Annotated in this window: 21 protein-coding genes; 6 read left to right on the top strand and 15 right to left on the bottom strand. The window is 66.0% G+C overall.

Annotated elements, in window-relative coordinates; all coding sequences use genetic code 11:
- The first annotated feature begins 6 nt into the window (after positions 1 to 6).
- The 3 genes from BGP00_RS09190 to BGP00_RS09200 are packed head-to-tail and all read left to right on the top strand — an operon-like array spanning position 7 to position 2,784.
- Positions 7 to 1,227, top strand: coding sequence for an SDR family oxidoreductase (locus tag BGP00_RS09190; RefSeq protein ID WP_292690542.1), 1,221 nt, complete (start codon positions 7 to 9; stop codon positions 1,225 to 1,227).
- A complete protein-coding gene (locus tag BGP00_RS09195; protein WP_292690544.1) occupies positions 1,220 to 1,693 on the top strand; it encodes a DUF2269 domain-containing protein in 474 nt (157 codons plus the stop codon). The genes BGP00_RS09190 and BGP00_RS09195 overlap by 8 nt, the downstream gene beginning before the upstream one ends.
- The gene (locus tag BGP00_RS09200) at positions 1,690 to 2,784 is read left to right on the top strand and encodes a hypothetical protein (RefSeq protein WP_292690546.1); all 1,095 of its coding nucleotides are present in this window, start codon (positions 1,690 to 1,692) and stop codon (positions 2,782 to 2,784) included. The genes BGP00_RS09195 and BGP00_RS09200 overlap by 4 nt, the downstream gene beginning before the upstream one ends.
- Here the strand turns inward: BGP00_RS09200 and BGP00_RS09205 are convergent.
- On the bottom strand, positions 2,724 to 3,671 hold the full coding sequence (locus BGP00_RS09205) for a LysR family transcriptional regulator (RefSeq protein WP_292690548.1): 948 nt from the start codon (positions 3,669 to 3,671) through the stop codon (positions 2,724 to 2,726). The genes BGP00_RS09200 and BGP00_RS09205 overlap by 61 nt on opposite strands.
- A 111-nt stretch (positions 3,672 to 3,782) precedes the next feature.
- Here BGP00_RS09205 and BGP00_RS09210 point away from each other — a divergent pair, with 111 nt between their 5' ends.
- Positions 3,783 to 4,415: a DsbA family protein gene (locus BGP00_RS09210; RefSeq protein ID WP_292690550.1), complete on the top strand. Its 633-nt coding sequence runs from the start codon at positions 3,783 to 3,785 to the stop codon at positions 4,413 to 4,415.
- Positions 4,416 to 4,452: 37 nt separating this feature from the next.
- Positions 4,453 to 5,280: an MBL fold metallo-hydrolase gene (locus tag BGP00_RS09215; RefSeq protein ID WP_292690552.1), complete on the top strand. Its 828-nt coding sequence runs from the start codon at positions 4,453 to 4,455 to the stop codon at positions 5,278 to 5,280.
- Positions 5,281 to 5,471: 191 nt separating this feature from the next.
- Here BGP00_RS09215 and BGP00_RS09220 read toward each other — a convergent pair whose 3' ends face one another.
- The 9 genes from BGP00_RS09220 to cbiE all read right to left on the bottom strand — a co-directional run bounded on the left by BGP00_RS09220 (position 5,472) and on the right by cbiE (position 16,383).
- The gene (locus BGP00_RS09220) at positions 5,472 to 6,875 is read right to left on the bottom strand and encodes an efflux transporter outer membrane subunit (RefSeq protein WP_292690554.1); all 1,404 of its coding nucleotides are present in this window, start codon (positions 6,873 to 6,875) and stop codon (positions 5,472 to 5,474) included.
- Positions 6,868 to 8,031: an efflux RND transporter periplasmic adaptor subunit gene (locus BGP00_RS09225; protein WP_292690556.1), complete on the bottom strand. Its 1,164-nt coding sequence runs from the start codon at positions 8,029 to 8,031 to the stop codon at positions 6,868 to 6,870. The genes BGP00_RS09220 and BGP00_RS09225 overlap by 8 nt, the downstream gene beginning before the upstream one ends.
- The gene (locus BGP00_RS09230) at positions 8,024 to 11,209 is read right to left on the bottom strand and encodes an efflux RND transporter permease subunit (protein WP_292690557.1); all 3,186 of its coding nucleotides are present in this window, start codon (positions 11,207 to 11,209) and stop codon (positions 8,024 to 8,026) included. The genes BGP00_RS09225 and BGP00_RS09230 overlap by 8 nt, the downstream gene beginning before the upstream one ends.
- 190 nt (positions 11,210 to 11,399) lie before the next feature.
- Complete coding sequence (cobO, locus tag BGP00_RS09235; protein WP_292690559.1) at positions 11,400 to 12,005, bottom strand: cob(I)yrinic acid a,c-diamide adenosyltransferase; 606 nt, start codon at positions 12,003 to 12,005, stop codon at positions 11,400 to 11,402.
- Positions 12,005 to 12,748 carry a precorrin-6A synthase (deacetylating) gene (cobF, locus tag BGP00_RS09240; protein WP_292690561.1) on the bottom strand — a complete coding sequence of 248 codons (744 nt, stop codon included), beginning with the start codon at positions 12,746 to 12,748 and terminating at the stop codon, positions 12,005 to 12,007. Before cobF ends, cobO begins: the two co-directional genes overlap by 1 nt.
- Positions 12,745 to 14,049 (bottom strand): cobyrinate a,c-diamide synthase, encoded by a 1,305-nt coding sequence (locus tag BGP00_RS09245; RefSeq protein WP_292690563.1) that lies wholly within the window; start codon positions 14,047 to 14,049, stop codon positions 12,745 to 12,747. Before BGP00_RS09245 ends, cobF begins: the two co-directional genes overlap by 4 nt.
- Complete coding sequence (gene cobM, locus BGP00_RS09250) at positions 14,046 to 14,831, bottom strand: precorrin-4 C(11)-methyltransferase (RefSeq protein WP_292690565.1); 786 nt, start codon at positions 14,829 to 14,831, stop codon at positions 14,046 to 14,048. Before cobM ends, BGP00_RS09245 begins: the two co-directional genes overlap by 4 nt.
- Positions 14,828 to 15,193: a cobalamin biosynthesis protein gene (locus tag BGP00_RS09255; RefSeq protein ID WP_292690567.1), complete on the bottom strand. Its 366-nt coding sequence runs from the start codon at positions 15,191 to 15,193 to the stop codon at positions 14,828 to 14,830. Before BGP00_RS09255 ends, cobM begins: the two co-directional genes overlap by 4 nt.
- Positions 15,190 to 16,383, bottom strand: a complete 1,194-nt coding sequence (gene cbiE / locus BGP00_RS09260) for a precorrin-6y C5,15-methyltransferase (decarboxylating) subunit CbiE (protein WP_292690568.1) — start codon at positions 16,381 to 16,383, stop codon at positions 15,190 to 15,192. Before cbiE ends, BGP00_RS09255 begins: the two co-directional genes overlap by 4 nt.
- Between cbiE and BGP00_RS09265 the strand changes: the two genes are divergently transcribed.
- Entirely contained in the window at positions 16,382 to 17,137 is a 756-nt protein-coding gene (locus tag BGP00_RS09265; RefSeq protein WP_292690570.1) for a cobalt-precorrin-6A reductase, read from the top strand. The genes cbiE and BGP00_RS09265 overlap by 2 nt on opposite strands.
- Here BGP00_RS09265 and cobJ read toward each other — a convergent pair.
- The 5 genes from cobJ to cobN are packed head-to-tail and all read right to left on the bottom strand — an operon-like array spanning position 17,107 to position 23,558.
- On the bottom strand, positions 17,107 to 17,862 hold the full coding sequence (gene cobJ / locus BGP00_RS09270; protein ID WP_292690571.1) for a precorrin-3B C(17)-methyltransferase: 756 nt from the start codon (positions 17,860 to 17,862) through the stop codon (positions 17,107 to 17,109). The two genes, BGP00_RS09265 and cobJ, sit on opposite strands and share 31 nt — an antisense overlap.
- A complete protein-coding gene (gene cobI, locus BGP00_RS09275; RefSeq protein ID WP_292690572.1) occupies positions 17,859 to 18,581 on the bottom strand; it encodes a precorrin-2 C(20)-methyltransferase in 723 nt (240 codons plus the stop codon). The genes cobJ and cobI overlap by 4 nt, the downstream gene beginning before the upstream one ends.
- Positions 18,578 to 19,207, bottom strand: a complete 630-nt coding sequence (locus BGP00_RS09280; RefSeq protein WP_292690574.1) for a precorrin-8X methylmutase — start codon at positions 19,205 to 19,207, stop codon at positions 18,578 to 18,580. Before BGP00_RS09280 ends, cobI begins: the two co-directional genes overlap by 4 nt.
- Positions 19,207 to 20,304 carry a cobalamin biosynthesis protein CobG gene (locus BGP00_RS09285; protein WP_292690576.1) on the bottom strand — a complete coding sequence of 366 codons (1,098 nt, stop codon included), beginning with the start codon at positions 20,302 to 20,304 and terminating at the stop codon, positions 19,207 to 19,209. Before BGP00_RS09285 ends, BGP00_RS09280 begins: the two co-directional genes overlap by 1 nt.
- Positions 20,301 to 23,558: a cobaltochelatase subunit CobN gene (gene cobN, locus BGP00_RS09290; RefSeq protein WP_292690578.1), complete on the bottom strand. Its 3,258-nt coding sequence runs from the start codon at positions 23,556 to 23,558 to the stop codon at positions 20,301 to 20,303. Before cobN ends, BGP00_RS09285 begins: the two co-directional genes overlap by 4 nt.
- Between the last annotated feature and the right edge of the window lie 2 nt (positions 23,559 to 23,560).

Raw genomic sequence — 23,560 nt, forward strand, 5'->3', positions numbered from 1 at the left:
GCCGCGATGCGCGTAATGATCGTGGGCGGCGGCTTTATCGGCGGCCATCTTGCCGGGCGGCTGCGGGCCGAGGGATACAGCGTGACGGTTGCAGGAAGATGCGGTGCGGACATTGTCTGTGATCTTGCCTGCGACGATGCCGTCGTCTGGACCGAGCGGTTGCGCAACTATGATGCGCTGGTGAACTGTGCGGGCGTCTTGGCCGCACGGGCGGATTATGATGGCGTCCATACCAGCGGCCCCATTGCCCTGTTCGATGGCGCGGTGCAGGCCGGGGTGGCGCGGGTGCTCCAAATCTCCTCGCTGGGCGCCGCCGACGGCATCACCGCCTATCACCGCAGCAAACGCGCGGCGGATGAGTATCTGACAACGCTTGGACTGGGCTGGGCCATTGTCCGCCCCTCGCTGGTGGTGGGGCGCGGCGGGGGCAGCACCGGGCTGTTCAGCGCCCTAGCAGCTCTGCCGCTGATGCCTGACATTGGCGGCGGCATGGTGCAGCCAATCGCCATCGACGATCTGGTGGAGGTGATCTGGCGCCTTTTGCAGCGGCCCTTGCCGATGGGCTTGGTGGTGAATGCGGTGGGGCCGGATAGGATGCGGATTATGGATCTGATGATTATGCTGCGGCGCTGGCTGGGCCTTCGTACGGCGAACAGCCTGCCGGTGCCGCGCTGGATGCTGCGCGCGGTTGCCTTGCTGGGTATCGGACCGATGATGCGCGACAGCCTGACAATGCTGGAGGCAGGCAATGTCGCAGCGGTTGAGCCATTGGTCGTGGCGCTGGGCTTCGTGCCGCAGACCGTTCCGCAATTCCTCGCCAACCATCCGGCAACGCAGGGCGATGTGCTGGCCGCACGCCTGCTGCCGATGGAGCCTTTGCTGCGTGGCCTATTGGCAGCGGTCTGGCTGGCCGGTGGTCTGGTGCCTCTGTTGCTTACCCCGATGGCGAGCAATACCCACCTGCTGGCCCGCCTTGGTCTGACGGGCGCGGCAGCCATCGGCACCGTCTGGGCTGGATCGCTGGCGGATATGGCGGTGAGCCTCGCTTTGATCCTGCGTCGGCGCGGGGCGGCACTGGCGGGCGTGGCATTGATGGGCGTGTATAGCCTGATCCTCACCGTCATCGCGCCCGAACTCTGGGCCGATCCCTTTGGCGCCCTGGTCAAGAACCTCGCCGTCCTAGGCCTGTCTCTGGCCGTCCATGCGATGGAGAAGCCCCATGGCTGATTATCTGCTCCTGAAAACCGTCCATATCCTCAGTTCCACCCTGCTGTTCGGCACCGGCCTCGGCACAGCGTTTCATGGCTGGATGGCCAATCGTTCGGGCGTGCTGGCGGCGCGGCGGGTGGTCAACCGCAATGTCGAACTGGCCGACTGGCTGTTCACCGCGCCCGCCGTCCTTGTGCAGCCGGTGACGGGTGTGTGGTTGGCACATCTGGCCGGTTTTGCGCTGACGACGCCTTGGTTGATGGCCGCCATCGCGCTCTACATTCTGGTGGGTGCCTGCTGGCTGCCGGTGGTCGCGATCCAGATCGCCATGCGGCGCATCGCCGAGGCCACGCCTGACGGGGGTACTCTCCCCGCTTGCTACCATCGCTTGGCCCGGTGGTGGTTTGCGCTGGGCTGGCCTGCCTTTATCGGCGTCATCGCCATCTTCTGGCTGATGGTCGCCAAGCCGGAGTTTGCACTATGACTCAGACTCCACCCAATCGCGGGCGTATTCTTGCCGGGTTTACGCTGGCACTGGCCATCGCGCTCAGTGCCTATATCCTCATCAATGCCGCCAAGGCGGGTAGCGTGGGTTTTGCCAGCCTGTGGTTTCTGGCCATTCTGCCTGCCTATCTGTGCGCCTTGATCTGCTATGTCGCTGATCCTGGGCTTGAAAGGCCGCGCTCTTTTTACCTCTCCGTGCCGCCCGTCTTTGGCGCCCTTGTCTGTCTGGGATCGGCGGTATTTTTGCGTGAAGGCGTGATTTGCCTCGTCATGCTGGCGCCGATCTGGCTGAGCTTTGGCTGGCTTGGTGTTTACATCCTGCGGCGCTGGCGCAAGGGGAGGGATGATCCTGCGCGGTTTCGGGCCTCGCTGCTCTTTCTGCCTTTGCTGTGCGGGGGGATGGAAAGCCAGATCCCTGTCATCGACAAGCCTGTCACGCTCACCCGCTCCATCGTGATTGGGGCAACGCCCGAGCAAATCTGGCCCTATGCGGTGGCCAACGCCCATATTGGCCCCGACGAAGGGCAATGGAATTTCACGCAAAACATTCTGCGCCTGCCCCGCCCGCGCGCAACCACATTGCAGGGCCAGGGCGTGGGCGCCATCCGCACCGCCTATTGGGGCGATCATATCAACTTCGAGGAGAGGATTACCCAATGGCAGCCGGGGCGGCGGCTTGGCTGGGCCTTTGCCTTCACCAACAGCTCGCTTCAGGATTATACCGACCGGCATATCGCACCTGATGGGCCATTCCTGAAGATCGATACGGGCGACTACACGCTGACCCCTTTGGATGCGGACAGGACGCTGCTGACCTTGCGTACCAATTACATCGCCAAGACCCACGTCAATCCATACGCGCAGCTTTGGGGGGAAATCCTGCTGGGCGACATTCAGAGCAATATTCTGGCCATTATCAAGCAGCGCGCTGAAGGGAGAGTTGGCAAAGGGAACCGAGCCTTTCGTATGAACGGAAGGCCCGGTGGGACGACGGTTTGGAGCCGTGGCGATCAACCTGTTCCTGATCGCCCATGGGACAGGGGAGATATTGTGATTTCGTTGTTCGTCTGACCGGATTCGGCTGCCATCAGCATCTTTACGAAGGATGAGACTTTCGACGGACGGAATTTCGCGGTCGGGTAAACGACGTGAACGCCGCCGATCGGCAACGACCATTCCGGCAGAACGGCGATCAGCCGCTTTTCACTGAGGAGGTCCGCCACCAGATAGTCCGGCAGTACCGACAGGCCGCCCCCCGCCAGCGTGGCCGCGAGCACTGCGGGCGTGGTGTTGATCGACAGCACCTGGCGCATGCGTATCGTGCGGCGTTCGAAATCGCCCTTGTTGAAATGCCAGATCAGTGGCTCCTTGAGCGCCGCGTTGGCAACGAAGGGTGCGTGCGAAACCTGATCGGGGTCGTGAATATCCATTGTTTCGGCAAATTGCGGGGCCGTGACCAGAAGCTGGCGGAAGCCCCCCACGCGCCGTGCATGCAGGCTGGAATCATCCAGCCAGCCGACCCGGATCGACAGATCGATCTGGTTGGCAACCGGGTCGATCCGCGCGTCGGACAGGACCAGTTCTACCCGGCAGGCCGGATAGCGCCGCGAAAAGGCGGCGGCGAGCGGCGCGATCCGCGAGGTGCCGTAATCGTTTGGCGCTGCGACGCGCAGGACCCCGCCGGGCTCGACATTGGCGCGGGTGACTTCGCCGATCGCATCTTCGGCCTCGCGCAAGATGAAGGTGCTGCGGGCATGGAGAAGCCGCCCCGCCTCGGTCGGTTCGACCCGCCGCGTCGTGCGCATGAGCAGAGCGGTCTTGAGCTCATCCTCCAGTTTGGCGACCTGCTGGCTGACAACGGTCTTGGTGATGCCCAGCCGCTCGGCCGCGCGGGTGAACGATCCGGTATCGACCACCGCCGCGAAATAGGCGAGCCTGTTGAGATTGACGGCCTCCACCGTGCCTCCATCAATTGTAAGCCAATAGCATACAGAATGTCATGTTTGGGCCGATTTATCCACCTGTTCCCTGGCGCTATCCAGCATCCAGACGAACTCGAGGTTTCAACCATGCGAATCACTTATCTCTTCGATCCTCTTTGCGGCTGGTGCTATGGTGCCGCCCCGGCGTTGGAACGGCTTTCGCGCCTCGACGGCGTCACCTTGCAGCTTGCACCCACCGGCCTGTTTGCCGGGGAAAACGCCCGCCCTATGGACGCCTCCTTCGCCGCCTATGCCTGGCAGAATGACCAGCGCATCGCGCGCCTCACCGGACAGGTATTTTCCGACGCCTATCGCACCCAGGTGCTGGGCGCGGTCAATGGCCTGTTTGACTCCGCGCCCGCCACCCTGGGCGTGGTGGCCGTCGCCCAGACCGCGCCTGATCGCGAGATCGAGGCCCTGAAGCTGCTGCAACACGCCCGCTATGTGGATGGCCGCAACAATGCCGATCTTACCGTGGTGGCCGATACGCTGGCCGGTGCAGGCTTTGCCGACGCGGCCCGCCTTGTCCTTGCGCCCGATGCCGAACTGCTTGCCGCCTATCGCGACCGCATCGACGCGGCTCGCGCCGATATGGCGCAGTTCGGCCTGCAGGGCGTGCCGGCCTTGATCCTTGAGGATGCGCGTGGCCGCCGCCCGGTGCCGGGCAACATCCTGTTCGGCGACCTCGATGCTTTGGCTCAGCAATTGCAGGCGGCGTGACCCAGCCTGAACGCCACCGCCGCAAAGGAGACATTCGATGACCACCGCACCTCAAACCGCTCTGACCTGGCAACATTTCCCCGCCGGCCAGAATGGCTTCTTCCGCGCGCCGGTGCTGCTGACCGGCCCGAGTGAAGCGCTGCTGATCGATGGCGGTTTCACCTATCCCGATGGCAAAGCGCTGGCCGATGCGATCAAGGCTACCGGCAAGGTGCTGACGACCATCTACATCAGCCAGTCGGACCCCGATTATTATTTCAGCATAAAACCGGTGCGCGAGGCCTTTCCGGATGCCAGGGTTATCGCCGCATCGGAGACAATCGCCGCGATCAAGGGCAATGTCGAAAAGAAGCTCGCCGCCTGGGCCCCGCAGCTTAAGGAAAACGGCCCTCAAACGCTCGACGACATTGTCTTTCCGGAAGCGTTTGACGGCCCCGACCTGTCGGTCGATGGCGAGACCGTTGAGATCGTGGCGGCTGAAGGCCTCGCCAATCGCCGCTACCTCTGGGTGCCGTCGCTGCAGGCCGTGTTCGGCGGCGTGCTGATCTTCTCGGGCGTCCATGTCTGGACCGCCGACACTCAGGCCAAGGAACAGCGCGCTGTCTGGATCAGGAACCTTGATGCGATCGCCGCCCGCAATCCGGCGATCGTCGTGCCCGGGCATATGGAGAGCGACGCCGCCCTCGGTCTGACCGCGATCGAATACACAAAATCCTATCTCCTCGCCTTTGAGGAAGCGCTGGACGCGGCCAAGGATTCCACAGCGCTCAAGGCCGCGATGGAAGCGCGCTTCCCGGACCTTGGCATGGGCGTCGCGCTCGACATCGGCGCCAAGGTCGCCACCGGCGAAATGCAGTGGGGCTGAGATGACCGGCAATCGCGAAATGATCCGGAGGACCTATGAAGGGTATTCCGAAGAGAACGGCGGGCTTACTGTCGCCCGATGTCGAATGGACCGAGGCGAAGGGTTTCCTTCGCCAAAATCATGTCGCTGATTATCCGCGATGGTGACACGGCGGTTCTCAGGTCTGAGCGCCATACCGGCGCCACCAGCATTTATGATCCCCTGTTGCTCCAATCACCCCCCATCGCCCGGATCAGGCCGATGCTGGCAATCAGGCGGCGGCTTTCAAGGGCGAGCTGATCCTCGCGGGCCTGCAATTCGGCGGCCTGCGCAGTGACGACCTGAAGGTAGTCGACGGCCCCTTCGCGATATTGGATATTGGCCAGTTGATTGGTGCGCGCGGCGGCCACCACAGCCTCGCTCTGCTGGGCCGAAGCTTCAGCCAGACGGTTGACCAGCGCGAGCTGGTCCTCAACCTCACGAAAGGCGTCAAGCGTGGTCTGTCGGTAATTGGCCGAAGCCTCGGCAAATTGGGCGCGGGCATAGGCGACGCCCGCCCGGCGGCGCCCGCCGTCAAAGATCGGCATGGCCGCCAGCGCGGGCCCCAGCGCCCAGACGCTGCTGCCGGCGGTCAGCAGCGAGGCCGCCGTTGTTTCAAACCCGCCCGATGCGCCTAACGTGATTTGCGGAAAAAACGCCGCCCTTGCCACGCCGATTCTCGCATTGGCCGCAGCCACCCGTCTTTCGGCCGCGGCCACATCCGGGCGGCGCTGCAACAGCATCGCAGGCGCGGAAACGGGGACCTGCGGCGGGGCCAGCATGACGGCCACGGGCGCAATCGCAAAGCCCGAGGCCTGTTCGCCCACAAGCGTGGCGATGGCATGTTCGAGCAGCGCGCGATCGGCCTTGCGCTGCGCCATTTCGGATTGCACCGATTTGAACTGGGTGCGCGCACGCGTCACATCGGCCTCATTGGCCGCGCCGCCCGCAAAGCGCTTGGTGGTCAGATCGACCGCCGCCGCATATGCGGTCTTGGTCTGGCTCAGCAGTTCAAGCTGGGCATCGAGCTTGCGCAACTGGATATAATCATCGGCCAATTCAGCCTGCAGGCTCAGGCGCGCACCGGCAAGATCGGCGGCGCTGGCCTGTGCCTCGGCCTGCGTGGCCGACACCTGATTGCGGATGCGGCCCCACAGATCGACCTCATAGGCCGCCGATCCGCCTACGGCATAATCATTATATTCGTAATACCCCCCAGTTACCGGGGACATGGCGCGCGCGCGGACGGCCCGGCCGGTGGCGTCCACGCGGGGCAGCAGATCGGCGCGCGCCTGACGGGTCAGCGCGCGGGCCTGATCATAGCGGGCAAGCGCGACGGCCAGACGGGGGCTGTCCTTCTCGATCCGCTGCTCCAGCCCGTCCAGCACCGGGTCGGGCAGGATGCGCCACCATGCCCCGCGCGGCATGGCATCGGCGGGCGCGGCCGGGGTCCACATGCCCGTTTCCTTAAACGCGGCCGGGGCAGGCGCAACACGAGGCGCTGTATAGGACGGAGCCATCGAGCAGCCGGACGCCAGCAGCGGCAGCATCGCCGCCATAATCCGGCCCTTACGCATGGGCATTGTTCCGCTGGAGCGTGGCCTTCACCCTGTCGCCGGTGCGAATATCGTCGGCGGGATTGTCGATCACCTGATCGTTCGGCTGCAGGCCGATCACTTCCAGCTCATTGCCGAAATCGGTGGTGATGGAGACGGGTTTGATGCGCACGCGCCCCTGCGCATCGACCAACGCGACCGCCGAACCTTCATGGCGGAACAGCAGGGCGCTGACCGGAATGCGCGCCGCGCCCGCCGCCGTAGGCTGACCTTTGCCGAAATCGAAAGTCACCTGGGCATAGGCGCCCGGTTTGAGCAGGCCCGCGTGATTGTCATAGACAAGCTGCACCAGCATCGCGCCCGATTCCGGATCGACCGAACCGGACGAGCGGGCCAGTTGCGCGCTGAAGGTCTTGCCCGGCTGATCGGGCACGGTGAATTGCGCGGTCGTGTTTTCGCGCAGCCGGGCGACATAGGCCTGCGGCACGCTGACATAGATGCGCAGGCGTGTGACGTCGGACACGGTGAACAGGGGCTGCGTGGTCGATGTGCCCGCCACGATCAGCGCGCCGATGTCGGTTGAACGGCTGGTGACGATGCCGTCGAAGGGTGCCACGATCCGCTTGAACCCCGAAACCGTCTGCAACCGCTGAACATTGGCCGATGCCTCGTTGCGCATCGCCTCACGGGCGGCGAAATTGCCGCGCCTTTCATCGGCATCCTGCTGCGATACGGCATTTTGCGCGACCAGCCGGTCCCAGCGGTTCGAGGTGGTCTGGGCCAGATTGCGCTGGGCATTGGCGGTGGCCAGCGCGGCGCGGGCGGCCGAAAGCTGTTGATCGACATCGGGCGTGTCGATCTCGGCCAGCACCTGCCCTGCCTTCACCGGCTGTCCGATATCGACATACCAGCGGCGCAGATAGCCGTTCGTGCGCGCATAGACCGGCGCCTGAAACCATGCCTGCAACCGCCCCGGCAGGACCAGCGTATTGCTGGCCTCGCCGCCCGGATGGATCACATCGACAGAGGGGATCGCGGCGGCCTCGCCTTGCTCATGCAGGCCCGAACGCTGCTGGATCCGATAGGCGGCGCCCGCCGCAAGGATCAGGGCAAACACGGCAGCCCCGGCAAGCAGGGGCTTGCGAAAGGAAGGGGAGCTGGACGCGAAATCAGACATGAGCAGGCACTCCCTTCGAAGCATCGCGGCGATGCGCGCGCGCTCCGTGGATGATGGCAAACAGAGTGGGGACAAAAAGCAGCGAGGCGCAGGTGGCAAAGGCCAGACCGCCCACCACCGCACGGCCCAGCGGCGCATTCTGTTCGCCGCCTTCGCCAAGGCCCAGCGCCATGGGCGCCATGCCGATGATCATAGCCAGCGCCGTCATCAGCACCGGGCGCAGGCGCGACACGCCCGCCTCCATCGCGGCCCGGATCGCATCGCCATGCTCCTCCAGCCGCTCTCGGGCAAAGCTGAGCACCAGAATGGAATTGGCCGTGGCCACGCCCATGCACATGATCGCGCCGGTCAGCGCAGGCACCGAAAGCGGCGTCGCGCTGGCAAACAGCATCCAGCAGATCCCCGCCAATGCGGCGGGCAGCGCCGAGACGATGATGAAGGGATCAACCCAGCTCTGGAAATTGATGACGATGAGCAGATAAATTAGCACCACCGCCGCCAGCAGGCCAAAGCCCATGCCGGTAAAAGCGGTGTTCATCGACTGATACTGGCCGCGCAGGGTGACGGTGACAGTCTTGGGCCTGTCCTTTTCCAGACCCGCCAGCACCTTTTGCACATCGCCCGCCACCGCGCCCAGATCGCGCCCGTCGGCCCCGGCATAGACGTTGATCAACGGCAGGATGTCATACTGGCTTTCGACCGCCGTGGTGGTCCCCCGGCTGATCGTGCCCAGCGCGCCCAGCACCTGCGGGGTGCTCGTGCGCGTCCGGATCGGCAGGCCCGCGATATCCTGAAGCGAATTGACGCGATATTCGGGCATCTGTATCGCCACCGGATAGGTCACGCGGTTTTCCGGGTTCAGCCAGAACACCGGCGCGGCCTGTGAGGAACCGGCGATCGAGGTGGCCACGCTGGAAGTGATGTCGGCCTCGGTCATGCCCAGCTGGTTGATCCGGGTGCGGTCCACATCAAAGCGCAATTCGGGATAGGAGGCGGGCTGCTGAATGCGCGCGTCGACCAGCCCGTCGATCCCGTGGATCGCGCGCAGGATGCGTTCGGCATAGGCGCGCACTTCGGCCGGTTTGCGACCCGTGACCTGAATGTCGAGCGGGGCGGGCGCGCCGAAATTCAGGATCTGGCTGGTGATGTCGGAAGGCAGGAACGCAAAGCTGGCCTGAGGGAACAGGCGGGGCAGCTTGGCGCGCAGGGCGCGGATATAGTCTTGCGTCGGTCGATGCCCCGGCTTCAGATTGACGATGATATCGCCATCCTGCGGCCCGATTGTGCCGGTGGCATTATAGACGGTGTTGATCGAGCTGGTCGGCAGGCCGATATTGTCCGCGATGGCCTCCAGTTCGTCGGCCGGGATTTCCTGACGGATCGCCTTGGCAACCTGCTGGAACAGGGCCGAGGTTTCCTCGATCCGCATGCCGGACGGCCCGCGGACATGCAGCGTGATCGAGCCCCCGTCGACCAAGGGGAAGAAATTGCGGCCAAGGAAGGGGATCAGCAAAAGGCTGGCCACGGCAAAACACAGAAAACCCGTGGCAAACATCCGGCGATGGTCGAGAATGGCGGTCAGCGCCCGGCCATAGCGGTCGCGGAAGGCAGCAAAGCGGCGCTCAAACCCGGCCTGAAACGCGACCAGCGGTGCCAGCAGGCGCGGCGGAGTCGCGGGCGCATGGTCATCCTGATCATGCTGGCGCAGCAGCGACATGGCCATGGTCGGCACCAGCGTGAAGGAGAGAATATAGGACATGATCATCGCAAAGATGACCGAGAGCGCCATCGGCACGAACAGATAGCCCGACACGCCCGGAAGATAGAACATCGGCACGAACACGATGCAGATGCAGACCAGCGACAGGAACGCAGGCATGATGATCTGGCGCGAACCGTCCAGAATGGCGCCGCGCACGCTCTTGCCCATTTCCAGATGGGATTCGATATTCTCGATGGTCACCGTGGCCATATCGACCAGAATACCCACCGCCAGCGCCAGCCCGCCCAGCGTCATCACATTGAGCGTCTGGTCAAACATCGAGAGCGCGGCCAGCGCGCCCAGCACCGAAAGCGGAATCGAGGTGGCCACGATCAGCGTCGAGCGCCATGAACCCAGAAACAGCAGGATCATCAGGCTGGTCAGCACGGCCGCGATCAGGCCCTCGTGCATCACGCCCGTCACGGCGGCCTTCACAAAGATCGACTGGTCGTTGACCGGCGTGGCCGTGAGCGCGGGGGGCAGGCCGGTCATCACCTGAGGCAGCATGGCCTTGATGCCCTCGACCACCGAAATGGTCGAAGTCGCGCCCGATTTCAGCACGGTTAGCAGGGCCGAACGCTGGCCGTTGACATGGACCACGTTCTGCTGGGGCGCCGAACCGTCGCGCACATGGGCCACATCGCGCATGCGGATCACCGCGCCATTGATCGTGCGGATCGGCAGATCGTTGAGCTGTTCGATCGAGGAAGGCGCGTTGTTCAGCCGGAAATTATACTGAAACTCGCCCATCTTGACGAAGCCTGCGGGCGTGATCTGCGTCTGGCTGGCCAGCGCCGCGCCCACGTCCTGCGCGGTGATGCCGCGCGACTGCATGGCACGCGGGTCAAGATCGACCTGGATCTGGCGCACCTTGCCGCCAAAGGGGAAGGGGATGGCCGCGCCCGGAACGGTGATCAGCCGCGACCGGATCGAGTTGAAGCCGAAGTCGTAAAGCTGTTGCTCGTTGAGCCCATGCCCGGCCAGCGCAATCTGGACAATCGGCACGGTCGAGGCGTTATAATTCAGGATCAGCGGCGGATTGACGCCGGGCGGCATCTGGCGAAGGATCGTCTGCGAAATCGCTGTCACCTGCGCATTGGCGGTGCGGATATCGACGCCGGGCTGGAAATAGATCTTGGTGATGCCGATCCCGGTCAGCGACTGGCCCTCGATATGCTCGATATCGTTTACAGTTGTGGTCAGCGCGCGCTGAAACGGCAGGTTGATGCGGCCCGACATATCCTCGGGCGAGAGGCCGTTATAGGTCCAGGCCACCGCGATCACGGGAATGCGGATATTGGGGAAAATGTCGGTTGGCGTGCGCAGACCGGCCAGAACACCTGCAATCGTGATAAGCATGGCCATGACGACAAAAGTGTAGGGGCGCGCCAGGGCCAGGCGAACGATCGCATTCATCCAAAAGTCTCCAACTGGCCGCAAGGGGCGCATAGGGCCGAGGCCCGCGCCATGGCGGCGGCGCAGGCTCCCATCAAGTCCTGTTATGAACCTAGGGCATCATGCTTTTCTTCGCTACGTGCTAAAGTTGGCATAATGTCATGAATGATAATCATCAAACGCGGGCTGTGCAATGCCCCGCGCGAGGCGTTCAGAACTCGATACCCGCCTGCGCCTTGACGCCCGAGCGGAACGGATGTTTGACCATGGTCATGTCGGTGACCAGGTCGGCCGCCTCGATCAGCGCGTCGGGAGCGTTGCGCCCCGTGACGATCACATGCTGCATCTCCGGCTTGGCGGCCAGCACCTCCAGCACCTCGTCCAGCGGCAGGTAGTCATAGCGCAGCACGATGTTGAGTTCATCGGCCAGCACCATGTCATAGGCCGGGTCCGCGATCATGCGCTTGACCTCGTCCCATGCGATGCGGGTGGTGGCGATGTCGCGGCTGCGGTCCTGCGTGTTCCATGTAAAGCCTTCGCCCATCGGCTTGAATTCCACATTGTCGGGAAAGGCGCCAAACACCGCCTTCTCGCCCGTGGTCATGGCGCCCTTGACGAACTGGACCACGCCCACCTTCATCCCATGGCCGATCGCGCGCACGACCATGCCCAGAGCGGCGCTGGTCTTGCCCTTGCCCTTGCCGGTGTGGACGATCAGCAGGCCCTTTTCGCGGGTCTTGGTGGCCATGATGGTTTCGCGCGCGGCCTGTTTTTTACGCATTTTGTCGGCATGGCGGGCCTCGTCGGCTTCATCCATCACTTTTGCTCCTTCCGCATCAGGTAAACATCCATGATCCAGCCATGGCGCGCGCGCAGTTCGGCGCGGCGGGCGGCAATGACGGGCGCGGCATGGACCAGCGGCCCTGATTCCAGCGCCTGATGCTCCATGCCCAGATAGGCCCCCCACCAGATCGCGATCCCGGCCGGGTCCAGCACCTCAAACGCGCAGCAGCCATCCAGCATGACCACCACCGTATCGGCGCCCTCTGGCCAGCCATGCGCACGCAACAGCCGCCCGGTCGTGATCGTCACCGATCCGGCCAGCGGGTTGAGCGGGATCGCATGGACCGCCGTCAGCGCCTGAATGCTGGTGATCCCGGGGACGACCCGTACCGTCACGCCCGTCAGCCTCTCGGCAATGCGCAGGGTGCTGTCATAGAGCGAGGGATCGCCCCAGACGAGCAGCGCCAGCCTGCCACCTTCGGGCAGATGAAGCGCGATTTGCTCGCGCCATACCGCCGCGATGGCGTCATGCCATTCATGCACGCCCCGCGCATAGTCGCCCCCGGCATCGCGCACGGGCATGTCGAATTCGACGATCCGCACCGGAGCATTCACAACCTGCGCGCAGATATCGCGGCGCAGATCGACCAGATCGGATTTGGCCTCCCCCTTGCGCGGGATCAGGATCAGGTCGGCCGCATTCATCGCGCGCGCGGCCTGCATGGTGATATGGTCCGGATTACCGGTGCCGATGCCGATCAGGGTAAGTTCGATCATGAAACCTGCGCAATCATGTGAAAGAAGCTGCCGCTGACCATGCCCCGCCGCGATCCGGTTTCGGCTACTTCATCGCCATTGGCATCGGTCACGCGCGCCAAGGGTTCGTCATTCAGCGCGATGATGGTGGAATAATGGAATTCATGCCCGCGCAGGCAAGTGCCGCCCGCCATGCCCGCAACCGGCGCCAGCAATTCGGCATGGCGATAGCCCAGATGCATTTTGCGCCGCGCATAGCTGGTTTCCAGGCCCAGCAGGCCCGCCATGCGATGGCTATGCCCGTTCTTGTCGATCAGGCTTTGCCCCAGAACCATATAGCCCCCGCATTCGCCATGCACGGGGCGGGTTTGCGCGTGACGCGCAAGGCCGGAAAGGAATGTGCCCGCCCCCGCAATCGCCCCGGCGTGCAGTTCGGGATAGCCCCCCGGCAACCACACCAGATCGGCCTCCGGCGAGGGCGCCTCATCGGCCAGCGGCGAGAAAGGCAGCACAAGCGCCCCGGCCCGCCGCCAGCCCTCGAGCAGATGAGGATAGATGAAGGAGAAAGCCGCATCGCTGGCCATGGCAATGGTCTGCGCCGGAGGATCGGGCAGGCGACCTGTGCCATGGATCGCCGCCCCGCGCGCGCTGGCGCGGATCGCGGCCAGATCGACATGCTGGCGAATGAATGCCGCATAATCGGTCACCGCGCGCTCAAGATCGGGATGCTCCATCGCCTGCACCAGCCCAAGGTGGCGTTCGGGCAGCACCAGATCGCCGCGCCGGGGCAGCGCACCCAGCACCGGAATACCCATCGCCTCCATCCCCTTGCGGATCAGGCTCTCATGGCGCGCGCTGGCCACGCGGTTGAGGATGACGCCCGCAAAAGGCAGCGCCGGATCATAGGCCCGAAACCCAAGCGCCATGGCCGCCGCCGATTGCGCCTGCCCCGAGGCATCCAGCACCAGCACCACCGGCCAGCCCATCCGCCGCGCCAGATCGGCGCTGGCGCCGTTTCCGAACGCGCCCGCTCGCGCCACCCCATCGAACAGGCCCATCGACCCTTCAGCAAGGATCAGGTCGGCCCCCGCCGCCTGCGCGGCGATGGCGTCGATCAGGTCCGGCTCCATCGCCCAACTGTCCAGATTGAACGAGGGGCGCCCGCAGGCCGCGCGGTGAAAGGCCGGGTCGATATAATCCGGCCCGCTCTTGAACGGTTGCACCGCCAGCCCATCCTGCGCCAGCGCGCGCAGCAGGCCCAGCATCACTGTCGTCTTGCCCGTGCCCGACGCCGGGGCGGCGATCAGCAAGCCCGGCGTCATTCGGTTACGCCTTCAAAGCGCGAGCTGGCCCCCAGCGGGCGGAAACGGCGGTCGTAATCGGGGGCATAGAGGCTGCTTTCGGCAAAACCCTGTGCATCCAGAACCCGCCCGACAAGGATGATCGCGGTGCGTTCCATCGTCCCGGCGACGGCCTGCTCGACGGTGGAAAGCGTGGCGCGGATGATCCGCTGATCGGGCCAACTGGCCCGCCAGACCACCGCCACCGGGCAATCCGCGCCATAGGCCGGGGCCAGATCACGCACCACCTGCGCCAGATTATGGATCGAAAGGTGAATGGCCAGCGCGGCCCCCGTCACGGCAAAGTTGGTCAGGCTCTCGGCAGGCGGCATCGTGCTGGCGCGCCCCGGCGTGCGGGTCAGCACCAGCGATTGGCCCAGTTCGGGCAGCGTGAGTTCGGCCTCCAGCGCGGCGGCGGCGGCGGCAAAGGCGGGCACGCCCGGCGTGATCGACACGGGAATGTCCATCGCGCGCAGCCGCCGCAATTGTTCGCCCATCGCCGACCAGACCGACAGATCGCCCGAATGCAGCCGCGCCACATCATGGCCCGCCGCGTGGGCCTTGGCGATTTCGGCAATGATCGCGTCAAGCGAGAGCGGCGCGGTGTTGACGATGCGCGCGCCGGGCGGGCAATGGTCGAGCAATGCCGCAGGCACCAGCGAACCGGCATAGAGACAGACCGGACTGGCCGCGATCAGATCGCGCCCGCGCAGCGTGAGAAGATCAGGCGCGCCGGGTCCGGCGCCGATGAAATGCACTGTCATTCTGGGGTTCCTTGGGCAATGGCGCAGGTGGCCAAACGGTCGGGCGAAATGCAGCGCGGGCGGATCAGGCGCGCGCCGGGGCCGATGGCGGCCATGGCGGCGGCCTCGGCGAGGCTGCCCGTGCCCCGCGCCCGGCGTGATGTGGCGGAAGCGGTCCGCGTGGGGGCCGCCCGGATCGCCTCGGCGTCCAAGGCGACCAGAGGCAGGCCCAAGGCCTCGGCCAGCGGGGTCAGGGCAGGGGCCTTGTCCGCCGCCGTGGCCAGATGGGTGACGGGGGGTAGCCCGCCCTGCGCCGCCGTCAATGCCGCGCGCACGGAAGCCAGCGTGGCGCGGCTGCGAAAACCGAAACCGGCGACGATCACAGCGTGACGCTCCATTGCACCAGCGGATAGCGGGCCTTCCAGCCATGCCGCGTCCCGATGGGCGCGGCATCGGCCAGTTCGACGCGCAGCAAAGCCCCGCCTTTCCGCCCATGCCAGCGCGCCAGCAGGCTTTCGGATTCCAGCGTCACCGCATTGGCGACAAGGCGCGTGCCAATGGGCAGGCGGGACCATAGCGCCCACAGCAAATCCTCCGACAGGCCGCCGCCGATAAACACCGCATCGGGCGGCGGGCCATCGGGCCATGTTTCGGGCGCGCGGCCCTCGATCACCTGCAAATGGTCCACGCCCAGATCGGCCGCATTGGCGCGGGCGCGGGCGGCCCGGACCGGATCGGCCTCGATGGCCAGCGCGCGATTGGCCGGATGCGCCAGCAGCCATTCGATGCCGATTGAGCCGGACCCCGCGCCGATGTCCCACAAGGTTTCCCCCGCGCGCGGGGCCAGCGCCGAAAGAGTGAGGGCGCGGATCGGGCGCTTGGTGATCTGGCCATCGGAGGCGAAAAGTTCATCGGGCAGCCCGGAGGTGACCGGCATAGCGGTGCCTGCGCCCGTGGCGATGCCCACCGCGACCGGATGGGTGATATCCTGAAAATCCAGCGCCTGGGCTGGCACACAGCGGATGCGTTCACGCGGGCCGCCCAGCGCCTCCATCACATGGATCAGCGACGCGCCAAAGCCCAGCTCAGCCAGATAGCGCCCCAGCGCCCCCACCTGCGCCCCGTCGCGCATCAGAGCGATAATCGAGCGCCCGGGCGCCAGATGGAGGCGCAGCCGGGCCAGCGGTGCGGCGTGAAGCCCAAGACAGACCGTATCCTGCAACGCCCAGCCCAGCCGCGCCGCCGCCAACGTAAATGTCGATGGGGCGGGACGAGCCACCCATTCGCCCGGATCAAGATGGCGCGCCACAATGGCCCCCGCGCCGAACCAGAACGGATCGCCGGAGGCCAGCATCACCACCCGCCGCCCGCGATGCTCCAGTAGGCGGGCGATGCCATCGGCAAAAGGCGCTGGCCATTCAAGGCGCTGCGCCGTAAGAGCGGGCAGCAGCGCAAGATGACGCGGCGGGCCGATCACCACTTCGGCTTGCTCCAGCGCCTCGCGCGCCGCCGTTGACAGGCCTTGCGCCCCGTCCTCACCCAACCCGATGATCGTCAACCAGGGGTCAGACATGCACCATATCCTCCTGCTGGGCGGCACCACCGAAGCGAGCGCTCTGGCCCGCCTGCTGGCCGCCCAGGGGATGAGCGCCACGCTCAGCTATGCCGGGCGGACCGAAAATCCGCGCCCTCAGCCGGTGCCCTGCCGCATCGGCGGCTTTGGCGGGGTGGAGGGGCTGGTGGCCTATCTGCGCGAACATCGCGTCACGCATCTGGTGGATGCGACCCATCCCTTCGCCGCCCGGATGAGCGCCCATGCGTCGGCGGCAGCACGGATTGCGGGGGTGCCCTTCGTCGCACTGACCCGCCCGGCATGGCGGATGGGACAGGGCGATAATTGGACCGGCGTGGCCGGTATCGAGGAGGCGGTTGCCGCGCTGGCGGGGCCGCCGCGCCGGGTGCTGCTGGCGCTGGGGCGGATGCATGTCGATGCTTTCGCGGCCCAGCCACAGCATCATTACCTGCTGCGCTTTGTTGATGCGCCGGACGCGCCGCCGCTCTTGCCCGATCATCATCTGGTCGTGGATCGGGGGCCGTTCTCGGTGGCGGGTGATCGGGCCTTGCTGCGCGATCATGCCATCGACCTTGTGGTCAGCAAGAATGCGGGCGGCACCGGCGCGCAGGCCAAGCTGATCGCCGCGCGCGAACTGGGCCTGCCGGTGCTGATGATCGAGCGGCCCGCGATGCCGGATAGGCGCGAGTTGTTCCGCCCCGAAGAGGTGCTGGACTGGATCGCTCATACGCCCGCCACCGAGCGGGGGGTGTAGAGCAGCGCTCCGCCGGGGCGCTCGATGATCCGTGTCTGGCTGGAGCCTAAGATGACCATCGTGCGCATATCGGCCATGTCGGGCGTGGCGCGGTCCAGGGGAACGATGCGCAATTCCTCCTGAGGCGTCGAGACGGCGCGGGCGAAGAGCATCGGGCGCGCATCGCCGCAGGCCTCCTGCAGCAGGGCCAAAGCGCGGGCGAAACCCTCGGGCCGGGATTTCGAGCGCGGGTTGTAAAAGGCCATGGCGAAATCGGCCTCGACCGCCAGACGCAGGCGTTTCTCGATCAACGCCCATGGCTTGAGATTGTCCGACAGGTTGATCGCGCAGAAATCATGGCCCAGCGGCGCTCCGGCGCGCGCGCTGGCCGCCAGCATGGCCGTGATGCCGGGCAGCACGCGAATGTCCAGATCGCGCCAATGGGGTGGCCCCGCCTCCAGCGCCTCAAACACGGCGGCGGCCATGGCAAAGACCCCCGGATCGCCTGAGGAAACCACTAAGACCCGCCGCCCCTCTGTGGCAAGGCGCAGGGCCAGACAAGCCCGGTCGAGTTCGACCCTGTTGTCGGATGGGTGCAGCACCAACCCCTCGCGCGGCGCAACCCTCGCGACATAGGGAACATAGCCGATCACATCCGTGGCCTCGGCCAGCGCGGCGGTGACTTCGGGCGTGATGAGCGCCTCGTCGCCCGGCCCAAGGCCCGCGATGGAGAGGATGCCGCTCATGGCCGCCGCCCCTGTCCATGGATCAGCAGGATCGAGAAATAGGGCGTCACCTCCGTTGCCTCGGCCAGAGGCGTCACGCGCTGTCCCGGCATGGCGGCATATTCGACCAGCCATGCTTCATCCTCGCGCCCCGCCGCCGCCACCGCGCGGCGCAGCTTGGCGATATTGCGCCCGATCTTCATCACCACCAGCGCATCGGTATCGCGGATGCGGCGGGTCAATTCCTCTTCGGGCAACGTGGCCATGGCGACGGTCAGCACATCATCGCCCCATGTGATCGGCATGGCGGTGGCGTGCCATGCGCCCGCCATGCCGGTGATGCCCGGCACCACCGCGACCGGCACCACACCGGTCAGCCGCGAATGGAGATGCATGAACGAGCCGTAGAAAAACGGGTCGCCCTCGCACAGCACCACAATGTCATGGCCCGCGCTCGACAGGTCGATCAGCCTTTGCGTGCATTGGGCATAAAAGGCTGACAAACATTCATTATAGCGCGGATCACTCAGCGAAATCTCGGTGGTCACCGGATATTCCATCGCGATTTCCACGGCATCCTCGCGCAGTATCCCCTCGGCGATGCGCCGCGCCTGTCCCGGGCGGCCCGCCTTGCGGAAATAGGCGATGTGGCGGGTGCCGCGCACCAATCGGTCCGCGCGCACACTGAGCAGATCGGCCGCGCCGGGGCCGAGGCCGACACCATGGATCGTCCCGCTCATTCCGCGTCGCTCGCCAAGGCGTTGATCGCGGCCACGGTGATCGCGCTGCCGCCAAGGCGACCCTCGACGATGCAGCAGGGGACAGGAGATGCCTCCCACAGCGCCGCCTTGGATTCCACCGCGCCGACAAAGCCGACCGGGCATCCGATGATCGCCGCCGGGCGCGGACATTCCGGGTCCTCCAGCATGTTGAGCAGATGAAACAGCGCGGTGGGCGCATTGCCGATGGCCACCACCGCGCCCGCCAGATGCGGCCGCCACAATTCCAGCGCGGCGGCGGAGCGCGTGTTGCCCATCGCCTTGGCCAAATCCGGCACTTGGCAGTCGTGCAGCGTGCAGATCACCGCATTGCCCGCCGAGAGGCGCGTCCGCGTGATCCCCTCGGACACCATCCGCGCATCGCACAGGATCGGCGCACCGGCGGCCAGCGCGGCCCGCGCACCACTCGCAAAGCCGGGAGAAAAGCGGATATGGCGGGTCAGATCGATCATGCCCGCCGCGTGGATCATGCGGACGGCCACAGGTTCTTCCTGCGCCGAAAAGCGGGCCAGATCGGCCTCGGCGCGGATTGTGGCGAAGGATTGTTTATAGATGGCCGCGCCATTGGTTTCATAGACGTGGGGCATCAGGCAACTCCAAAATGGGCAAGAACCATGGCGGGGTCCATATCGGTCCGCACCGGCGGCGCGCCCGCGCGGGCGTTGAAGGCAAGGTCGAAGCGGCCATCGCGGCCGGTCAGGGTAATGTCGGCAGGTCCCGATCGCGCGCAGCCCTTGGCGCAGCCCGACACATGCAGGCGGCCCTCCACCACAGGCGCAAGGCGGCGGGCGAGGTCGCGCGTTTCCGCCTCGGCCTGCGGGCAATAGGGCGCACCGGGGCAGGCATCGACGCGGAGCAGCGGGCTGGTGGGATCGGTAATCAAACCGGGGATGGGGGCGGGGCTGGAGTCTTCGAGGAGCAGCACCCGCCATGGCGTAATCCGCAGAGCCGACGTGGCGGCGCGGGCAAGCAGGCCGGCCTCGATCTGGCCAAAGGAGACCCCCAGAGCCGAGCCGTCCGGCGCGATGGCGGGGCGTGCGAGGGCAGGGCATTGCGTTCCATCGGCCCAGTCCGGCAAGGGGGCGTGGTGGCGGGCCATACGGCGCGCGCCGCTTCGCGCAAACCAATGGGCCAGCGCGATGAGGTGGTCCGCCTCCCTTCCAAACGGTACGGGGCTGCCGGTTGGCCGACCATCGGCCCGCAGGATCAGGCGGCCGCTTGCCCCGCGTTCGATGCGGAAATCGCCCGGTTCGGCGCTCAGGATCGGCGCGGCTCCCGCGTCGATCACAAAGCCGACCTTGCCGGGCAGGGCGGGCCATTCGTCCGTCCGCGCCATCAGGTCGCAGGCGATGCGGTGGCTGTCATCGCCCTGCGCCCAATCGGGGGCGATCAGGATATTGCGCGCGCCTTCCCGCCCGGCATCGGGATCGGCCAACCCATGCGCGACCAGTTCCGCGATCAGCGCGGGCCATCCGGCCTCGTTCACGCCCCGGATCTGGAGATTGGCGCGGCGGGTGAGGTCGATCATGCCATTGCCATAAGTCTGCGCCAGCGCGCAAAGCGTCAGCGCCTGATCGCGAGAAAGGCGGCCAAGGCGCGGCTTGATGCGCACCAGCAGGCCATCGCCCGTCTCCATCGGCTGCCATGCATCGGGGCACCATCCCTTGATCGCAAAGCCGCTCACGCACCCGGATCCAGCGGCAGGGCGGCAAGGATCGAATTGCGCCGCGTTGTCCATAATCCGGCGGCGTGGAGCGCGGCAAAGCGCGCCTCCATCGCGGCCAGAGCGCCGGGGTTTTCGCGCGTCAGAAAGCTGCGGACTTCGCCTTGGCCCAGCGTGGCGTCGTGATAGAGGTCGAAGAGATGCGATGGCACGCTGTCCGCCAGACGGGCGAAGGTGCCCAGATGATCGAGCGTGGCGGCAATCTCGGCGGCTCCGCGAAAGCCATGGCGCATCATGCCTGCGATCCAGCCAGGATGGGCGGCGCGGGCGCGCACCACGCGGGCGATTTCCTCGGTCAGCGGCCGCGCGACCGGGCGGGCCGGATCGCGGTGATCGAGATGATAGAGCGCAGCCTGGCCCCCGGCCACGGAGCCCCCGGTCACGGATTGGGCGGCGGCAAAACCGGCCTCATGCGCGGCATAATCGGCGGCCAGCAAGAGGTCGCTTTCGGGCAGATCCTGAAGATGGACAAAGGCGTCGGCACCGGCCACGCGCCGCCGCAAACCATCGGGATCGGCATGGGATTGCGGCGCATCCAGCGCATGATCGGAGGCCGCCAGCCATGCCTCGCCGGCGGCGCGACGGGCGTCCGCGCCATAGGTATCGGCCGAAATGCCCAACCCATAGCGGCCCGGCGCGGGGCCATAGACGCGCGGGGCGTGCGCGGTCCCGGCAAAGGGGTTCCAGTCCGCCGGTTCGTCGCGCCCGCACAGCGCCCGCACCGCCTGACCAAACAAGATGGGCAGCGTGGGGAACGCATCGCGAAACAGACCCGAGACGCGCAGCGTCACATCGATACGCGGATGGTCGAGCATGGCCAGCGGCAGGATCTCGACCCCCGTCACCCGATCCGATGTCAGATCCCACAGCGGTTTCGCGCCCAGCAGGTGCAGCGCCATGGCAAATTCCTCGCCCGCCGTGCGCATCGTGGCCGAACCCCACAGGTCCACCACCAAAGCGCGCGGATAATCGCCATGATCCTGCAAATGCCGCCGGATCAGCTCCTGCGCCAGCACGACACCTTGGGCATGGGCCGCGCGCGAGGGTACGGCGCGCGGGTCGATCGTGTAAAGATTGCGCCCCGTGGGCAGCACATCGCCCCGCCCGCGATGGGGTGAGCCGGAAGGGCCGGGCGCTACGAACTGCCCCGCCAGCGCGGCCTGCAATCCGGCGCGTTCGGCCGCGCCATGATCGCCCCGGCCAAAGATGTGGAGGCCGTCGCCATACTGGCTTTCCTTGATGTCGCAGACGAAGCGGTCGATGCGGGTGATGGCCTCGGCGGGCGTGGCGGTGGCGTCCAGCCTCAGTTCGGCCTCAAGGCCCAAGGCTTGCGCCTCGTTGCGGATGGCGGTTTGCAACCGGTCGCGCCGGGCGGGATCAAGGCCCCCCGCGTTGGAAAACTCGTCCAGCAAGGTTTCGAGCGTGGCGAGGCCCGCGCCATGAGCGGTGGGCGCAAGCGGGGGCGGTGCGTGGCCGATGGTGACGGCGGCGATGCGGCGCTTGGCTTGCGCGGCCTCGCCCGGATCGTTGACGATGAAGGGATAGATGACCGGTAGGCCCATGGTCAGCGCCTCGGGCCAGCAGGCGTCGGACAGCGCCACCGCCTTGCCCGGCAGCCATTCCAGTGTGCCATGCGCGCCCATATGCACCAGCGCGTCGATGCGCCGCGCACGCAGCCAGAGATAAAAGGCGACATAGGCATGGCGCGGGCAATGCGAGAGATCGTGATAATCGCCATCGCGCGAGGCGGTAACGCCGCGCTCGGGCTGGAGCGCGATCAGCGTTTGGCCGGTGAGAAGCGCGGTAAAGCGGAACTCGCCCTCGACGAGCGCGGGATCATTTTCTGGCGGTCCCCAATTTTGCTCCATCGCCTCGCGCAAAGGGGCGGGCAGGGTTTCCAGCGCCTTGCGGTAGGCAGAAAGCGGCCAGCCTATGCTTTGCCGCGCCAAGGCGGCGGCCAGATCAGGCACATCAGGCTCGCCCAGATCGCTCAGCATCGCCTGCGCCGAGGCCAGCGCGTCGAGGCCGACGGCATGGGCCATCTGATGCGCCTTGCCGGGATAGGTGGAGAGGATCAGGGCGATGCGGCGGTCCTGCGAGGGCTTGCGGCCAAGAGCGATCCAGCCGGAAACGCGCGCGGCAATGGCGGCGATGCGCGCCGGATCGCCGCAGTGCAGATGGCGCGCAAAGCCCAACGCCGGATCATGCGCGGCAGCCTCCTTGAAACTGACCACCCCGGCAAACACTCGCCCGTCGATCTCGGGCAGCACCACATGCATCGCCAGATCGGCGGGCGACAGGCCGCGCGCGGTGTTGGACCATGCTTCGTGCGAACAGGTGGCCAGCGCCAGTTGAAACACCGGCACATTGGCGACATCGAGCGGCGACTGGCCCCCCTCGTTGCGGGCGGAAAAGGCGGTGGCGTTGAGGATTGCCGCAGGGGCCAGTTCTCGGACCCAGCGCTCGACTTGCGCCCGCGCCTGCGGCTCTTTCAGCGAGGGGACGAAGAGCGAGAGCGTATCATAGCCTTCCGCCTCAAACGCCTGATGCAATTGGGCAAAGGGGTCGAGATCATCGGCGGCCAGATAGGAGCGGTAAAAGATGATCAGCACGAGCGGGCGGGTGGCGGCAAATGTCAAAGGATCGCACACTCCTCGCTCCGGATGCCATCCCCCGGCCATCGGCAATCCCGCCCTTGCCGCACCCGGCGCCAACGAAAATCCCGCCGCCCCGGCCAATAAATTCAGCGCCGTGCCCGCGGCCTCGGCCCCGCCGCCATCGCACAGGCGGCGCAAATCGGCCAGCAAGGCGGGCGCCACGGTCGAGGCCGAATCCAGCCGAATGTCCGCTCGCCCATCGGCGGGCAGCACCGCCAGCGCGATGCCCCGCGACCGGGCCATTATCTCGACCTGTTGTAGCCCATAGGACCAATAGGCCTGCCCTCCGATCAGGCGGATCAGGATGGCCTTTGCCCCCAATAATGTCCGTTCGATATAGGTATCGACCGAGAGCGGATGGGCCAACGCCGAAAGATTGGCGAGGCGCAGCGAGGGGAAGGCCGGATCATCGCTGTGCGCACGATGCCATGCCGCCGCAAAGGCGCCCAGATCGCTGTCGGAAAATGACAGCACGACCAGATCCGCAGGCGCCTGCCCCAGATCCTGCGGAATGGCCGTTTCCTCCATCCCGTGCGTTTCGCGAAAGATGACATGCATCG

The organism is Novosphingobium sp. 63-713 (assembly GCF_001898925.1).
GTDB lineage: Bacteria > Pseudomonadota > Alphaproteobacteria > Sphingomonadales > Sphingomonadaceae > Novosphingobium.

Bases quoted from the DNA above. Each gene is read 5' to 3' on its own strand.
- BGP00_RS09190 (WP_292690542.1), top strand. From the start codon at position 7: ATGCGCGTAATGATCGTGGGCGGCGGCTTTATCGGCGGCCATCTTGCC.
- BGP00_RS09195 (WP_292690544.1), top strand. From the start codon at position 1,220: ATGGCTGATTATCTGCTCCTGAAAACCGTCCATATCCTCAGTTCCACC.
- BGP00_RS09200 (WP_292690546.1), top strand. From the start codon at position 1,690: ATGACTCAGACTCCACCCAATCGCGGGCGTATTCTTGCCGGGTTTACG.
- BGP00_RS09210 (WP_292690550.1), top strand. From the start codon at position 3,783: ATGCGAATCACTTATCTCTTCGATCCTCTTTGCGGCTGGTGCTATGGT.
- BGP00_RS09215 (WP_292690552.1), top strand. From the start codon at position 4,453: ATGACCACCGCACCTCAAACCGCTCTGACCTGGCAACATTTCCCCGCC.
- BGP00_RS09220 (WP_292690554.1), bottom strand. From the start codon at position 6,875: ATGCGTAAGGGCCGGATTATGGCGGCGATGCTGCCGCTGCTGGCGTCC.
- BGP00_RS09225 (WP_292690556.1), bottom strand. From the start codon at position 8,031: ATGTCTGATTTCGCGTCCAGCTCCCCTTCCTTTCGCAAGCCCCTGCTT.
- BGP00_RS09230 (WP_292690557.1), bottom strand. From the start codon at position 11,209: ATGAATGCGATCGTTCGCCTGGCCCTGGCGCGCCCCTACACTTTTGTC.
- cobO (WP_292690559.1), bottom strand. From the start codon at position 12,005: ATGGATGAAGCCGACGAGGCCCGCCATGCCGACAAAATGCGTAAAAAA.
- cobF (WP_292690561.1), bottom strand. From the start codon at position 12,748: ATGATCGAACTTACCCTGATCGGCATCGGCACCGGTAATCCGGACCAT.
- BGP00_RS09245 (WP_292690563.1), bottom strand. From the start codon at position 14,049: ATGACGCCGGGCTTGCTGATCGCCGCCCCGGCGTCGGGCACGGGCAAG.
- cobM (WP_292690565.1), bottom strand. From the start codon at position 14,831: ATGACAGTGCATTTCATCGGCGCCGGACCCGGCGCGCCTGATCTTCTC.
- BGP00_RS09265 (WP_292690570.1), top strand. From the start codon at position 16,382: ATGCACCATATCCTCCTGCTGGGCGGCACCACCGAAGCGAGCGCTCTG.
- cbiE (WP_292690568.1), bottom strand. From the start codon at position 16,383: ATGTCTGACCCCTGGTTGACGATCATCGGGTTGGGTGAGGACGGGGCG.
- cobJ (WP_292690571.1), bottom strand. From the start codon at position 17,862: ATGAGCGGCATCCTCTCCATCGCGGGCCTTGGGCCGGGCGACGAGGCG.
- cobI (WP_292690572.1), bottom strand. From the start codon at position 18,581: ATGAGCGGGACGATCCATGGTGTCGGCCTCGGCCCCGGCGCGGCCGAT.
- BGP00_RS09280 (WP_292690574.1), bottom strand. From the start codon at position 19,207: ATGCCCCACGTCTATGAAACCAATGGCGCGGCCATCTATAAACAATCC.
- cobN (WP_292690578.1), bottom strand. From the start codon at position 23,558: ATGCATGTCATCTTTCGCGAAACGCACGGGATGGAGGAAACGGCCATT.